The organism is Hydrogenophaga sp. L76 (genome assembly GCF_057654755.1).
Window position 1 is genome coordinate 2,158,108 of sequence record NZ_CM172807.1, and the last position, 14,478, is coordinate 2,172,585.

Consider the following 14,478-nt stretch of genomic DNA (forward strand, 5'->3'; position numbering starts at 1 on the left):
GGCCCCTCCAGGGCCGGAGCCCTGGTTTACTTCATCATGGGCACGTTCTTCTTGCCCTTGTTTTCGACGATGTAGTCGCTCCACGGATCGGCGACCACCGGGCCTGGCGTCTTCCAGACCACGTTGAACTGGCCGTCGGCCTTCACTTCACCGATGAACACCGGCTTGTGCAGGTGGTGGTTTTCCTTGTCCATGGTGGACGTGAAGCCACCCGGGGCCTTGAAGGTCTGACCGGCCATGGCAGCGATCACCTTGTCGGTGTCGGTGGACTTGGCCTTCTCGACCGCCTGCGCCCACATGTTGATGCCGATGTAGGTCGCTTCCATCGGGTCGTTGGTCAGCGGCTTGTCCTTGTGACCGGCGATGTTCTTGGCCTTGGCGTAGGCGGCCCACTTCTTGGTGAACTCGGCGTTGGTCGGGTTCTTGATGCTCATGAAGTAGTTCCAGGCGGCCAGGTGGCCCACCAGCGGCTTGGTGTCCACGCCGCGCAGCTCTTCCTCGCCCACCGAGAAGGCGACAACAGGCACGTCCTTGGCCGACAGGCCGGCGTTGCCCAGCTCCTTGTAGAACGGCACGTTGGAGTCGCCGTTGATGGTGGAGACCACAGCCGTCTTCTTGCCCGCAGCCGCGAACTTCTTGATGTTGGCGATGATGGTCTGGTAGTCGGAGTGACCGAAGGGGGTGTACTCCTCCATGATGTCGGCGTCCGCCACGCCCTTGGCTTTCAGGAAGGCGCGCAGGATCTTGTTGGTCGTGCGGGGGTACACGTAGTCGGTGCCCAGCAGCACCCAGCGCTTGGCCGATCCGCCGTCCTTGCTCATCAGGTATTCCACGGCAGGGATGGCCTGCTGGTTGGGCGCGGCACCGGTGTAGAACACGTTCTTGGACAGCTCTTCGCCTTCGTACTGCACCGGGTAGAACAACAGGTTGTTCTTCTCTTCAAACACCGGCAGCACCGACTTGCGCGAGACCGAGGTCCAGCAGCCGAACACCGCAGCGACCTTGTCCTGGTCGATCAGCTGCTTGGCCTTTTCGGCGAACAGCGGCCAGTTGGAGGCCGGGTCAACCACCACAGGCTCGATCTTCTTGCCCATCACGCCACCCTTGGCGTTGATCTCGTCAATGGCCATCAGGGCCACGTCTTTCAGCACGGTTTCCGAAATGGCCATCGTGCCCGACAGGCTGTGCAGCACACCGACCTTGATGGTGTCGGCAGCGTGGGCGGAAAGACCAAACGCGCCCAGGGCGGTGGCGACGGTCAGGGCTTTGAGGGTGAATCGACGTTGCATCATGAAGACTTCTCCAGGTTCGAAAACTTCCGTTGAGGGGGTGACTCTTGCCGCCGTTGGCTGCCCGGTTCCGGGCGTTTCACAGCGGACAGACGGATGCTAGGGAGAACCCTGATCGGCGTATGTACGCCGGGTGGCGTATGTGCAGGCGCAGGGCGTGGGGCTTTGGTATGGTCAGGCTGGTTTAAATTTATCCTTGCAATTCAGGAATTAAGTTCCATAATTGCAAGGATGTTTAAACGCTCCATAGCCCAGGAACTGACGCTCGAACTGGCCCACAACCCCGCCGTGGCCCTGCTCGGCCCACGCCAGGTCGGCAAAACCACGCTGGCGCTGGCCGTGGCACAAGATCGGCCCTCGGTGTACCTGGACCTGGAGTCCGAACGCGACCGCGCCAAGCTGGACAATGCCGAGCTGTACCTCTCCGACCACCTGGACAAACTTGTCATCCTCGACGAAGTCCACCGCGCGCCCGCCCTGTTTCCGCTGCTGCGCGGCCTGATCGACCAGGCCCGGCGCAGCGGCAAAACCGCAGGTCTTTACCTGCTGCTCGGTTCAGCCTCGTGGGACTTGCTGCAGCAATCGGGCGAGACCCTGGCAGGGCGCATCAGCTACCTCGACATGACCGGCCTGACCGTGGCCGAGACCGGCGTGGACCTGCAAGACAGCCTGTGGCTGCGCGGCGGCTTCCCCGACAGCCTGCAAAGCCCCGGCGAAGCCCGTAGCCTGCGCTGGCGCGAAAACTTCATCCGCACCTACCTGGAGCGCGACATTCCGCAGTTTGGCCCGCGCATCGCGGCCGAAACGCTGCGCCGCCTCTGGACCATGCTCGCCCACCATCAGGGTGGCCAGATCAACGTGGCCCAGCTGGCGCGCAACATCGGCGTGGATGGCAAAACCGCCGCCAGCTATATCGACCTGCTCAGCGACCTGCTGCTGGTGCGCCGCCTGACTCCCTGGCATGACAACCAGGGCAAACGCCTCGTCAAGTCGCCCAAGGTCTATGTGCGCGACAGCGGGCTGGTGCACGCGCTGCTGCACATCGGCACCAAAGACGACCTGCTCTCCCACCCCGTGGTGGGCGCCAGCTGGGAAGGCTTCTGCATCGAGAACCTGATCGCCTGCGCACCGCGTGGCGTGCAGGCCTTCTTCTACCGCAGCAGCGGCGGCGCCGAGGTGGACCTGTTGCTCCAGTGGCCCAACGGCGACCGCTGGGCCATTGAAATCAAGCGCAGCACCAGCCCGAAGCTGGAGCGCGGTTTTCACGCGGCTTGCGAAGACCTGCAGCCTGCCCGTAGGCTGGTGGTGTACCCGGGACAGGAAAGCTACCGGCTGAAAGAGGATGTGATGGCGATGCAGCTGCACTCCCTCTGCATGGAACTGCAGAATGCCGAATGAATGCATCGAACACCGGACGACAGAATGACCAAGAACAAGCAGCCCATAGAAACAGCGCGGGATGCAGATTTGAGACATTCAAAACAGGCCATGATCCGCGCCTCGCAACGAGCGCGAGCGCTGGCAATACAAACGGGCACGTCCTTGGTCGTGAGCATTCAAGGGGTGGTAGTGCATCTCGACCCTGCCGCACCGACGCAGTCGAAAATCCCGAAGGGAGGCGAGGATTGAGAACGTCCCCGCCAATTGCATCTCAAGAAATCAAATAAGTAGGGAGAAATCAAATGGTTTTCAGCGAAGACTCTCGGGTCAAGATTCCTTGCATCCTGCACTTGGTCAGGCTTGGCTATAGCTACCTCTCCCTCAAAGACGCCGTTTGGGATGAGGGCACCAACATCTTCCCGGATCTGTTCCGCGCTTCCGTTGCGCAGATCAACCCAGGTGCAGAGGCCGATGACATCAACCGACTGCTGGCCGACGTCAAGCTCACGCTCGATAACGAAGACCTCGGCAAAGCCTTCTATGAAAAGCTCACAGCCCGCTCAGGCCTTCGGTTGATCGACTTCGAGAACTTCGACAACAACAGCTTCCACGTCGTCACCGAGCTGACATGCAAAAACGGTGACGACGAGTTCCGACCCGACATCACCTTGCTGATCAACGGCTTACCGCTGGCTTTCATCGAAGTCAAGAAACCCAACAACCGTGAAGGTGTGCTGGGCACCAAGGTCAAGGACGGCAAGAACCAGAAGACCGTGCTGTCCGAGGCCGAAGAGGATCGGATCATCGCCACCTTCAACGCCAAAGAGGACGAAGACGGTTTTGCCGTGGTGGCGAGCTACGGCCAGATTGCCGCCAAGAACTACAGCCTGAGTGCCGGGCAGTATTTCGAAGTGAAGATTGAATACAGCGATCTGACGCCAAAACAGTTCGCAGACAAACTTCAAGGATTCACTTCTCGGTTGGACGCGCTGTTCGAGCAATCCGCTGGTTTGGAGATTGATATCAAGAAGCAGCTGGCAGCGTTGCGATATGAATAACTGGCCCAAAATTCCGGCATCAGAGCTGTGCACCTTGATTGTCGACTGCGTGAACAAAACCGCACCAAGCGTCGATCAAGAAACACCCTACAAGATGATCAGGACAACGAACATCAAGAATGGTCGAATCGACTTGGCAGGCTGTCGATCAGTATCAAAAGATACCTATGAGAGATGGACAAAAAGAGCCAAGGTCCTGAGAGGGGATATCCTTCTGACCCGAGAAGCACCCATGGGTGAAGTTGGGCGGATTAACTTTGACAAGAGCGTTTTTCTCGGACAGAGGGTTGTGCAATACAGGGTCAACCCAGAGCGGCTGACATCGGAATTCCTGCTGTATTCCTTCCTCTCACCGGATCTGCAGTTCCAATTCAAAAGGCACGATAGCAGCGGATCGACGGTCAGCCATATCCGTGTCCCCGACTGCCTGAAGTTCGAAATCCCACTTCCATCTCTTGACGAGCAAAAAAGAATCGCCGCTGTTCTTTCTGCCATCGACGCCAAAATTGACTGCAACAACCACATCAACGCCGAGTTGGAGGCGATGGCCAAGACGCTGTACGACTATTGGTTCGTGCAGTTTGATTTCCCCAATGCCAACGGGAAACCCTACAAGTCCTCAGGCGGCAAGTTGGTCTACAACGGTACCCTGAAACGGGAGATCCCGACAGGGTGGGAAGATGGAACGTTGGAAGATTTAGGCCGAATTGTTGGCGGCAGCACCCCAACAACGGAAAATCCAGCCAATTTCACCGCCAATGGAACACCGTGGATTACCCCGTACGACCTCTCAGGCAATCAAGGCAAAAAGTTCATCACCCGAGGATCACAAGATGTCTCCGATGAAGGCATCAAGAGTACATCACTGAAAAAGTATCCAGCTGGGACCGTACTGCTTAGTTCACGCGCACCCATTGGTTACATGGCGATTGCGCGCAACGAACTGACAACCAACCAAGGATTCAAGTCTTTCATCCCTACCAGCGGGTATTCAACTGCGTTCGTTTTCTACACGGTCAAAGATTCTTTGAAGACCATAACTCAGTACGCTTCAGGCTCAACCTTCAAGGAAATTTCAGGCGCAGTACTAAAAACAGTAAAAATCGGCCTACCCAAAACTGGTGTTATCGAAAAATTCACAAATGCGGTCGAACCAATCTTCAAGCGGCAGGATTTACTTGAGCAGGAAAACCAACAGCTCGCACAACTCCGTGACTGGCTACTCCCTCTTCTGATGAACGGCCAGGTTGAGGTGGAAACAACACCATGAGCAAGCGCAAACCGCCCCCATCCGCCAAGGCCGAGGTGTCCATCGTCCGTTCGTCCGCGGCGGAGTACCTGACGTTTGTCGCGGCCACAGGTGGCGGCAGCACGAGCGTGGAAATGCGCTACGAGGATGAAAACCTCTGGCTCACGCAGAAGATGATGGCCACGCTTTACGACGTGTCGGTTCCGGCCATCAACCAGCACCTGAAGCGTGTGTTTGCCGACAACGAGTTGGAGGAAGCGGCAGTTGTTAAGCCGTACTTAACAACTGCCGCCGACGGCAAGAACTATCAGGTCAAGCACTACAGCCTGCAGGCCATCATCGCCGTGGGTTTCAAGATCGAAAACGAACGGGCGGTGCAGTTCCGCAAGTGGGCCAACCGGATCGTCAAGGACTACACGATCCAGGGCTGGGTGATGGACTCGGAACGCCTGAAGAGCGGCGGCGGCGTGCTAACCGAAGACTTCTTTGAACGGCAGCTGGAGAAAATCCGGGAGATCCGGGTTTCAGAGCGCAAGTTCTACCAAAAGATCACCGACATCTACGCTACCGCGCTGGACTACGACGCCTCGGCCACGGCGACCCAGCGCTTCTTTGCCGCCGTGCAGAACAAGCTGCACTACGCCATTCACGGGCAGACTGCGGCCGAGGTGATCGTGGGTCGGGCGAACCACCAGAAGGACCACATGGGCCTGACCCACTGGGAAGGCGCACCCCAGGGCAAGATCCACAAATACGACGTGTCCGTCGCGAAGAACTACCTCTCGGAATTCGAGCTGGCGCAGATGCAGCGCATCGTTTCCGCGTACCTGGACATGGCCGAGCTGCAGGCGATGCGCCGCATGCCCATGACCATGCAGGATTGGGAAGAACGCCTGAGCGGCTTTCTGAAACTCTGGGACCGCGACATCCTGCAGGACGCCGGCAAGGTGTCTGCCGAACTGGCCAAGGCGCATGCGGAAACCGAGTTCGAGAAGTACCGCATCGTGCAGGACCGGCTGTTTGAGAGCGACTTTGACCGGGTGGTGAAGCAGATCGAGGCGGGCGATAAGCCAGCTTGACTTTCAGCTGGCCAGTGCGGTGACGGTCACCCCCCATGCTGCGGCTGCAGCAACGGCACGCGGTTGATCGCCATGGCCGCGGCGGCCGTGCGGGTTTCCACGCCGAGCTTGGCGTAGATGCGCTCCAGGTGTTTCTTCACCGTGGCGGGGCTCGAACCCAGGATGTCGCCGATGTCGCGGTTGATCTTGCCCTTGGCCACCCAGTACAAGACCTCGGCTTCGCGCGCGGTGAGGCCAAAGGCCTGGCCCATGGCTTCGAGCACGCTGGCGTCCGAGGTTTCCTGCATCACGATCAGCCAGTCGCCGCCTTCGCCCGGCGCTTCGACGGTTTCGCTCCCGTCCTGGTCGCCCACGCGCTGGTGCAGCCGGAAGGTGAGGCGGCGCGGGCCGTGGTCGAGCGTGAGGCGCGGCGGCTCGCGCTGGGCCTGTGCTTCACCCAGGTGGCGGCGCAGCCATTGCAGCACCTCGGCCGGGGTCTCGGGTGCGGTGGTGCCGCAGTAGCGCTGCAGCAGGTCGCGCGCCAGCGGGGTCTGCCACATCAGGCGGCCGTCGCGCTCGCGCACGGTGATGGTGGCGTAGCCGAAGGCGTCGAGCGCGTAGCGCGCCTGACTGCGCTCGACCGCGCCCTGGCGCACGTGGCGCGCGGTGCGCAGGTGCACGCCCATGCGCGCCATCACCTCGCGCGGCTTGATGGGTTTGGTCACGTAGTCCGCGCCGCCGGCATCGAGCGCGGCCACCAGGTGCTCGGTCTCGGTGAGGCCGGTCATGAAGATGATGGGAATCTGCGCGGTGGCCGGGTCGGCCTTGAGGCGGCGCGCCACCTCGAAGCCGTCGATGCCGGGCATCACGGCGTCGAGCAGGATCACGTCGGGCAGGGCCTGCGTGGCGCGGCGGATGGCGGCCTCGCCGTCGAGCGCGACCAGCACGGTGTAGCCGGCTTCGTCGAGCGCGTCGTGCAGCGGGGCGACGTTGTCGGGCACGTCGTCCACGATCAGAACGACCAGGGCATCGGGCGACGGCAACTGCGCCGACAGGCGCTCGGGGAAAGGGGTGTCGGTGCTCATGGAAGCGTGGTGCTTTGTTGCAGGCGCTGTTCGATGGCCTCGAAGCGGAACTCGCGCGCCAGGGTGCGCAGACCCTGGGCGAAGTCGGCCTGCTCGGGGCGCTGGCGCACCCAGTCGTCAAGCCAGTTGACGATGCCCTTGTAGTAGCCCAGGCGCACGAGTTCGAGCAGCGGCGCCAGCTCGGCCGCGCTGCTGGCGGCCGAGGCCTGAGGCGCATGCGCCCGCTGCCCGGTCTGCGCCGCCCCCTCTGCGGTGATCCATTGCAGGCCCAGGCGCTGGCCCAGCCAGGCCAGCAGGTCGTCCCGCCGCACCGGCTTGACGAAGAAGTCTTGCGGGCTGTGGCCGAGGTCGTTGTCGAGGCCCTTGTCGAAGGCGTTGGCCGAGACGATGGCCAGCGGCACACCGCCCCAGCCGCGCGCGCGCAGGCGGCGCAGGGTCTCCCAGCCGTCGATGCCGGGCATGGCGAGGTCCATGAAGATGGCGTGGGGCGCGCCCTCGCCCGCCGGGTCGAGCGCGTCCAGGATGGCCAGCGCGTCGTGGCCGCTGGTGGCGAGCGTCACATCAAAACCCAGCGGCTGCAGCCAGCGCGCGATGAGCTCGCGGTCGCTCTCTTCGTTGTCCACCACCAGCACGCGCCGGCGCTCGCCCTCGTAGGCGGTGATCGACGGCGCCACACTCTCGCGCCGCACCACGGCGCCATGCAGCTCGGGCAGGAACAGGCGCACGCTGAACACCGTGCCTTCGCCCAGGGTGCTGCGCACCGTCATCTCGCCACCCATGAGGTCGGTCAGCATCTTGGCGATGGTCAGGCCCAAGCCGGTGCCGGTGCTGCCCGCACCGGTCGCGGCAGCGGCCTCGGCCTGGCCGCGCGCGAAGGGTTCGAACACGCGGTCGAGTTCCTGCGCGGCCATGCCAGGGCCTGTGTCGTGCACCTCGAACACGGCCATCTCGCGCGCGTGCGTCACACGCAGCCGCACCTCGCCCTGGCGCGTGAACTTCACCGCGTTGCCCAGCAGGTTGATGAGAATCTGGCGCAGGCGCTTTTCGTCGGCGCGCACGGCGTCGGGCAGGCGGCTGCCGCTCTCGAACACGAAGCGCAGGCCCTTGGCCGCGGCCTGCAGCTCGAACATGCTCGCCACTTCCTGCATGGCGTCGGCAAAGGCCATGGGTTTCACATCGAGCTTGAGCTTGCCGGACTCGATGCGCGCGATGTCCAGCGTGCCCTCGATCAGCGAGAGCAGGTGTTCACCGCCACGGTGGATGACCTTGATGGCCTGGGCGCGGTGCGGTGCGATGTCGCTGTCTTCCTGCAGCAGCTGGGCGTAACCGAGGATGCTGTTGAGCGGTGTGCGCAGCTCGTGGCTGATGGAGCTGATGTAGCGGCTCTTGGCCTGGTTGGCCAGGTCGGCGGCCTGGCGCGCGCGCTGCAGCTGCTCGTCGGTCTGGCGGTGCGACTCGATCTCGTGCATGAGCAGGCGCGTCTGGCGGTTCGACTCTTCCTGCGCCACCAGGCGGCTCTTGTGCGCCAGCACCAGCCACCAGGCCACCGTGGCCGCGATCAGCAACAGCACGGCGTAGACCCGCAGGAAACCGGTGCGCAGCGCGGCGTCGAGCAGACTGGCGTCGGCCACCGCCTGCAGACTCTGCCCCAGGCCCTGTACCTGCTGCCGGTACAAGAGGCCGAGCACGGCCGCGAGCACCGGCGCCACCACCAGCATCAGCAACAGGTAGTGCGCCAGGCCCGCTTCGAGATAAGGCCACATGCGCTGCGGCAGCACCGTGCGCAAGGCACCCTGCCACTGTTCGGAGAGGCGCGCGTGGGGTTTGCAGAGGTCGCCGCAGCGCGCATCGAGCGTGCAGCAGAGCGAACAGATGTGGCCTTGATACGCTGGGCAGTGCGCCATGTCGGGCGCTTCGTACTCGCGCTCGCAAATCACGCACTTGAGAACACCCCCCGCGCTGGACTTGGATGCACCCCCCGCGCCGCCTGCGGCGTCACCCCCCTCCAGGAGGGCAACACCAGCGGCCGGGCGAAGCCCGTTCCGCGGTGTTTCTGGGTGGTCTCCCCCTTTCACGTCGCATCCTTCGCACGATCGTCCTCCGCAGGTCTCGCTTTGCCGGGCGATGTAATACTGCCCCTGCGTTGCCCATGCGATCAGCGGCGACGCCACCAGCGCCGTCACCATCGCAATCACCGCCGAAAACGCCTGTGCGCCCTCGCCCATCAGGCCCATGTGCGCCGCAATCGACAGCGCCGAGGCCAGACCCATGGCGCCCACGCCCACGGGGTTGATGTCGTACAGGTGCGCGCGTTTGAACTCGATGCCCGGCGGGCTCCAGCCTAGCGGTTTGTTGATCACCAGGTCGGCCACCACGGCCATGATCCAGGCGATGGCCAGGTTGCTGTAGAGCCCCAGCACCTCGCCCAGCGCGCGGAACACGTTCATCTCCATCAGCATGAAAGCGATCAGCGTGTTGAACACCACCCAGACCACGCGACCCGGGTGGCTGTGCGTGAGGCGCGAGAAGAAGTTGCTCCAGGCCAGCGAGCCGGCGTAGGCGTTGGTGACGTTGATCTTGAGCTGCGACACCACCACGAACAGCGCCGTCGCCGCCACCGCCCAGCCGTAGTTCGGGAACACATATTCGTAGGCCGCGAGGTACATCTGGTTCGGGTCTACCGCGCGGTCGGGCGGCACCATGTGGCTGATGGCGAGGTAAGCCAGCAGCGCGCCGCCCAGCATCTTGAGCACGCCCAGGATCACCCAGCCCGGCCCGCCGGCCAGCACACCGGCCCACCAGCGCCAGGCCCTGCCTTTTTCCGGCGCCGGCATGAAACGAAGGTAGTCGGCCTGTTCGCCCATCTGCGTGATGAGCGCGATGCCGACCGTGAGAGCCGCACCAAACAGGTGCCAATCAAAGACCACACCCGCACCAGACTCGCCACCGTAATGCACCACATTGGAGAACGCACCGGGATCGAGCGTCCACACCGCCACGAACGGCACCAGCATCATCACCAGCCACAGCGGCTGGGTCCAGACCTGGAAGCGGCTGATGACCGACACCCCGTAGGTCACGAGCGGGATCACCACCAGCGCGCAGACCAGGTAACCCCAGGCGGGCGGGATGTCCAGCGCCAGCTCCAGCGCGTAGGCCATGACCGCCGCTTCGAGCGCGAAGAAGATGAAGGTGAACGAAGCGTAGATCAGCGAGGTGATGGTCGAGCCGATGTAGCCGAAGCCCGCGCCGCGCGTGAGCAGGTCCATGTCGACGCCGTAGCGCGCGGCGTAGACGCTGATGGGCAGGCCGGCCAGGAAGATGATCAGCCCGGTGACCAGGATGGCCCAGAACGCGTTGACAAAGCCGTACTGCACCAGCAGCGTGGCGCCCACCGCTTCAAGAATAAGGAACGAGGCAGCACCGAACGCCGTGTTGGCCACGCGCCATTCGCTCCACTTGCGAAAGCGCTGCGGCGTGTAGCGCAGCGCGTAATCTTCCATCGTCTCGCTGCCGACCCAGCTGTTGTAGTCGCGGCGCACCTTGATGATGCGCTGCGGCGCCGGGTCATGGCCCCCACTCTCCGCCGCTGCGCGGGTCGCTGCCCCCCGCGGGGGCTGATCCACCTTGGGGCGGCCCGGCGGTGGATCGATGGGGGCAGTGATGGCGGGCTCGGAATTCACCCGGGGCTTTGTGCAGCTTTCATGCCACGGCTGTTTGCATCACAGGCTTCTGCGAAACTGCAACGTCCATCACCGGACGGCCACTTTCAGCATGCGACAACTCTCCCCCCAGGGTCAGCAGACCCTCAATCACATCGCCCAGCGCCACGGCTTCAGTTTCGACGCCACGCTCTCCATGCTCGAATCCGTGATCAACGGCAACGGCAGCATGGCCCAGTTCAACCACCCCGAATTCAGCGGCTCCGGCCAGTGGATGCGCGGCGGCATGACCATGGTGTCGGACATGTTCAACAACCACCTGAAGGGCCGGGTCGACAACCTCTGCAGCGAGCTGTCCAACCTGATCGCCAGCCAGCCCGACCTGCTGCGCAGCGGCAGCTTTCAAAGCCAGAGTCAGGGCGGCAGCGCCTACAACCAGATCCAGGCCAACCGCGCTGGCGACGGCGTGCAGGGCCAGGGCGAAAACGGATCACAGGTGAGCGGCTTCGGCGCCAACAGCCTGTTTGTGCCGCCCGCACCCGGCACCAGCGGCGACTGGTGGCCCGCCGACCTGCGCTGGCCCAACAGCACCGGCGCCCAGAACAACGTGCGCTACGCCTATTTCGCGCAGGCGCGGCGCCTGGCGATCGAAGTCAACGGCTCGGTCACGGTCTACGACACGCTGGACCACCAGATCGGCGGTTTTTCGCAGCAGCAATCGGTGGGCGGCACGCTGTCGTTCTCCAGCCAGTACGGCCTGATCGACGTGGCCAGCCTGCCCGTGGTCTCGCGCGACGGCATGGTCGTGCAAGCCCAGGCGCCGCTGTCAGGCGGCTTCCAGCCCAACAACCCACCCGACACCGGTTCGCCAGACATCTTTGCAGCCATCGAACGCCTGGCCGGCCTGCACGCCAAAGGCCTGCTGACCGACACCGAATTCAGCACCAAGAAGGCCGAGCTGCTGGCCCGACTCTGAGGCCAGGGGCACGGAATTTGCTCACAGGTTCCATCAACCGAACAAAGAGCGCGCCATGGAACTGACCCCTCGAGAGAAAGACAAGCTGCTGATCTTCACCGCCGCCCTGCTGGCCGAGCGGCGCAAGGCGCGTGGCCTGAAGCTCAACTACCCCGAGGCCGTGGCCCTGATCAGCGCCGCTGTGATGGAAGGCGCTCGCGACGGCAAGACCGTGGCCCAGCTCATGAGCGAAGGCCGCAACGTGCTCACGCGCGCCGACGTGATGGAGGGCATTGCCGAAATGATCCCGGACATCCAGGTGGAGGCCACGTTCCCGGATGGCACCAAGCTGGTGACGGTGCACGATCCCATACCGTGACCCCCCGCGCCGCGCTCCGCGCGTCACCCCCCAGGGGGCGATGCGAGTGGCCCGGCGGAGCCGGTTCCACCGCATCCCCAGACTCAGACACTTCGCGCCGACCGCCTGTTTTTATTTGGAGCCCAGACATGAAATCGCTGCTCACCCTTTCCGCTGCCCTTGCGTCTCTGCCCGTCTTCGCCCACGACGGACACGGCCTGTTTGGCAGCCACTGGCACCCCACCGACGCGCTGGGTTTTGTGGCGGTGGCTGGGCTGATCGCGCTGGCGGTCTGGCTCTCGAAGAAGTGAGGGGCGGCCATGATCCCCGGTGAATACTTGGTGGACACGGGCGAACACGCCCTCAACCCGGGTCGCCGCACGCTCACGCTGGTGGTGCAGAACACCGCCAACCGGCCGGTGCAGGTCGGCTCGCACTACCACTTTGCCGAAACCAACGCCGCGCTCGGCTTCGATCGCGACGCGGCCAAAGGCATGCGCCTGAACATCGCGGCGGGCACCGCCGTGCGCTTTGAACCCGGGCAACAACGCACGGTGGAACTGGTGGACTTTGCCGGCGACCGCGTCGTGATCGGTTTCCGGGGTCTGGTTCAAGGCGCCGTCTAAGAAGTCAGGATCAACAACATGGCAAGCATCCCCCGCAGCGCCTACGCCGACATGTTCGGCCCCACCGTCGGCGACCGTGTCCGCCTGGCCGACACCGGCCTGATCGTGGAAGTGGAAAAAGACTTCACCCTGGCCGCGGGCGGCTACGGCGAAGAAGCCAAGTTTGGCGGCGGCAAGACCATCCGCGACGGCATGGCGCAGTCGCAAAGAACCCGTGCCGAAGGCGCGGTGGACACGGTGCTGACCAACGCGCTCATCATCGACCACTGGGGCATCGTCAAGGCCGACATCGGCCTCAAGAGCGGCCGCATCGTGGCCATCGGCAAGTCGGGCAACCCCGACACCATGCCCGGCGTGGACATCGTCATCGGCCCGGGCACCGAGGTCATCAGCTGCGAAGGCAGCATCGTCACCGCGGGCGGCATCGACAGCCACATCCACTTCATCTGCCCGCAACAGATCGACGAGGCCCTGGCCTCGGGCGTGACCACCATGCTCGGCGGCGGCACCGGCCCGGCCACCGGCACCTTCGCCACCACCTGCACACCCGGCCCCTGGCACATCGAACGCATGCTGCAGGCGGCCGACGGCTTTGCCATGAACCTGGGCTTTCTGGGCAAGGGCAACGCCAGCCAGCCCGCGCCGCTGCGCGAGCAGGTCGAGGCCGGTGTGATCGGCCTCAAGCTGCACGAAGACTGGGGCACGACGCCGAGCGCCATCAGCAACTGTCTCGATGTGGCCGAAGAAACCGACACCCAGGTCGCGATCCACAGCGATACGCTGAACGAATCGGGCTTTGTGGAAGACACGATTGCGGCCACCAAGGGCCGCACGCTCTGCGCCTTCCACACCGAAGGCGCGGGCGGTGGCCACGCGCCCGACATCATCCGCGTGGTCGGCGAGGCCAACTTCCTGCCCTCGTCCACCAACCCGACCATGCCCTATACCGTCAACACGCTCGACGAACACGTCGACATGCTGATGGTCTGCCACCATCTGGACGCGTCGATTCCGGAAGACCTGGCCTTCGCCGAAAGCCGCATCCGCCGCGAGACGATTGCGGCCGAGGACATCCTGCACGACATGGGCGCCATCAGCATCATGAGCAGCGACAGCCAGGCCATGGGCCGCGTGGGCGAGGTGGTGATCCGCACCTGGCAGACGGCCGACAAGATGAAGAGCCAGCGCGGCACGCTGCCCGAAGATTCATCGCGCAACGACAACTTTCGCGTCAAGCGCTACATCGCCAAGTACACGATCAACCCGGCCATTGCGCACGGCATGTCGCACATCGTCGGCTCGCTCGAAGTTGGCAAATGGGCCGACCTGGTGGTCTGGAAGCCTGCCTTCTTCGGCGTCAAGCCCGCCCTGGTCCTGAAGGGCGGCAGCATCGCGCTGGCCGCCATGGGCGACCCCAACGCCTCCATCCCGACACCGCAGCCGGTGCACTACCGGCCGCAGTTCGGCGCCTTCGGCGGCGCACTCGCCAAGGGCAGCCTCACCTTTGTTTCGCAGGCCGGCCTGCGCGCGGGCGTGGGCGAGCGCTACGGCCTGCAGAAAGCCACCGTGGCGGTGCAGAACTGCCGCAGCGTCACCAAGGCCAGCATGGTGCACAACAGCTACCTGCCGAAGATGGAGATCGACCCGCAGCGCTACACCGTGCGCGCCGACGGCGTGCTGCTGACCTGCGAGCCCGCCAGCCAACTTCCGATGGCGCAGCGATACTTCCTGTTCTGACCATCCCGACCTCTGCCATTC

At 63.7% G+C, this 14,478-nt stretch carries 13 protein-coding genes; 10 read left to right on the forward strand and 3 right to left on the reverse strand.

Features of this window, described 5'->3' with window-relative positions:
• Positions 1–26: 26 nt before the first annotated feature.
• A complete protein-coding gene (gene urtA, locus AC23D4_RS10300) occupies positions 27–1,289 on the reverse strand; it encodes an urea ABC transporter substrate-binding protein (protein ID WP_472889554.1) in 1,263 nt (420 codons plus the stop codon).
• A gap of 231 nt (positions 1,290–1,520) precedes the next feature.
• On the opposite strand from urtA, the gene AC23D4_RS10305 reads away from it, so the two are divergent.
• Genes AC23D4_RS10305 through AC23D4_RS10325 form a run of 5 tightly spaced genes read left to right on the forward strand, consistent with a single transcriptional unit; the run spans position 1,521 to position 6,055 of the window.
• A complete protein-coding gene (locus AC23D4_RS10305) occupies positions 1,521–2,687 on the forward strand; it encodes an ATP-binding protein (RefSeq protein ID WP_472889538.1) in 1,167 nt (388 codons plus the stop codon).
• A 24-nt stretch (positions 2,688–2,711) separates the two neighbouring features.
• On the forward strand, positions 2,712–2,918 hold the full coding sequence (locus AC23D4_RS10310) for a hypothetical protein (protein WP_472889539.1): 207 nt from the start codon (positions 2,712–2,714) through the stop codon (positions 2,916–2,918).
• A 53-nt stretch (positions 2,919–2,971) separates the two neighbouring features.
• A complete protein-coding gene (locus tag AC23D4_RS10315) occupies positions 2,972–3,727 on the forward strand; it encodes a type I restriction endonuclease (protein ID WP_472889540.1) in 756 nt (251 codons plus the stop codon).
• Positions 3,720–4,997, forward strand: a complete 1,278-nt coding sequence (locus AC23D4_RS10320) for a restriction endonuclease subunit S (protein WP_472889541.1) — start codon at positions 3,720–3,722, stop codon at positions 4,995–4,997. Before AC23D4_RS10315 ends, AC23D4_RS10320 begins: the two co-directional genes overlap by 8 nt.
• A complete protein-coding gene (locus tag AC23D4_RS10325; RefSeq protein ID WP_472889542.1) occupies positions 4,994–6,055 on the forward strand; it encodes a virulence RhuM family protein in 1,062 nt (353 codons plus the stop codon). The genes AC23D4_RS10320 and AC23D4_RS10325 overlap by 4 nt, the downstream gene beginning before the upstream one ends.
• Before the next feature lie 26 nt (positions 6,056–6,081).
• Here the strand turns inward: AC23D4_RS10325 and AC23D4_RS10330 are convergent, their stop codons facing one another.
• Positions 6,082–7,119 (reverse strand): response regulator, encoded by a 1,038-nt coding sequence (locus AC23D4_RS10330; RefSeq protein WP_472889543.1) that lies wholly within the window; start codon positions 7,117–7,119, stop codon positions 6,082–6,084.
• The gene (locus AC23D4_RS10335) at positions 7,116–10,622 is read right to left on the reverse strand and encodes a hybrid sensor histidine kinase/response regulator (RefSeq protein WP_472889555.1); all 3,507 of its coding nucleotides are present in this window, start codon (positions 10,620–10,622) and stop codon (positions 7,116–7,118) included. Before AC23D4_RS10335 ends, AC23D4_RS10330 begins: the two co-directional genes overlap by 4 nt.
• A 271-nt stretch (positions 10,623–10,893) precedes the next feature.
• Here AC23D4_RS10335 and AC23D4_RS10340 point away from each other — a divergent pair, with 271 nt between their 5' ends.
• The 5 genes from AC23D4_RS10340 to ureC all read left to right on the forward strand — a co-directional run bounded on the left by AC23D4_RS10340 (position 10,894) and on the right by ureC (position 14,457).
• Positions 10,894–11,757, forward strand: coding sequence for an SHOCT domain-containing protein (locus tag AC23D4_RS10340; RefSeq protein WP_472889544.1), 864 nt, complete (start codon positions 10,894–10,896; stop codon positions 11,755–11,757).
• A gap of 55 nt (positions 11,758–11,812) precedes the next feature.
• The gene (locus AC23D4_RS10345) at positions 11,813–12,115 is read left to right on the forward strand and encodes an urease subunit gamma (RefSeq protein WP_077329814.1); all 303 of its coding nucleotides are present in this window, start codon (positions 11,813–11,815) and stop codon (positions 12,113–12,115) included.
• A gap of 128 nt (positions 12,116–12,243) precedes the next feature.
• Complete coding sequence (locus AC23D4_RS10350; protein WP_177136237.1) at positions 12,244–12,405, forward strand: hypothetical protein; 162 nt, start codon at positions 12,244–12,246, stop codon at positions 12,403–12,405.
• Between the two features lie 9 nt (positions 12,406–12,414).
• Positions 12,415–12,720, forward strand: a complete 306-nt coding sequence (locus tag AC23D4_RS10355) for an urease subunit beta (RefSeq protein ID WP_472889545.1) — start codon at positions 12,415–12,417, stop codon at positions 12,718–12,720.
• Between the two features lie 18 nt (positions 12,721–12,738).
• Positions 12,739–14,457: an urease subunit alpha gene (ureC, locus tag AC23D4_RS10360; RefSeq protein WP_472889546.1), complete on the forward strand. Its 1,719-nt coding sequence runs from the start codon at positions 12,739–12,741 to the stop codon at positions 14,455–14,457.
• The last annotated feature ends 21 nt before the right edge of the window (positions 14,458–14,478 follow it).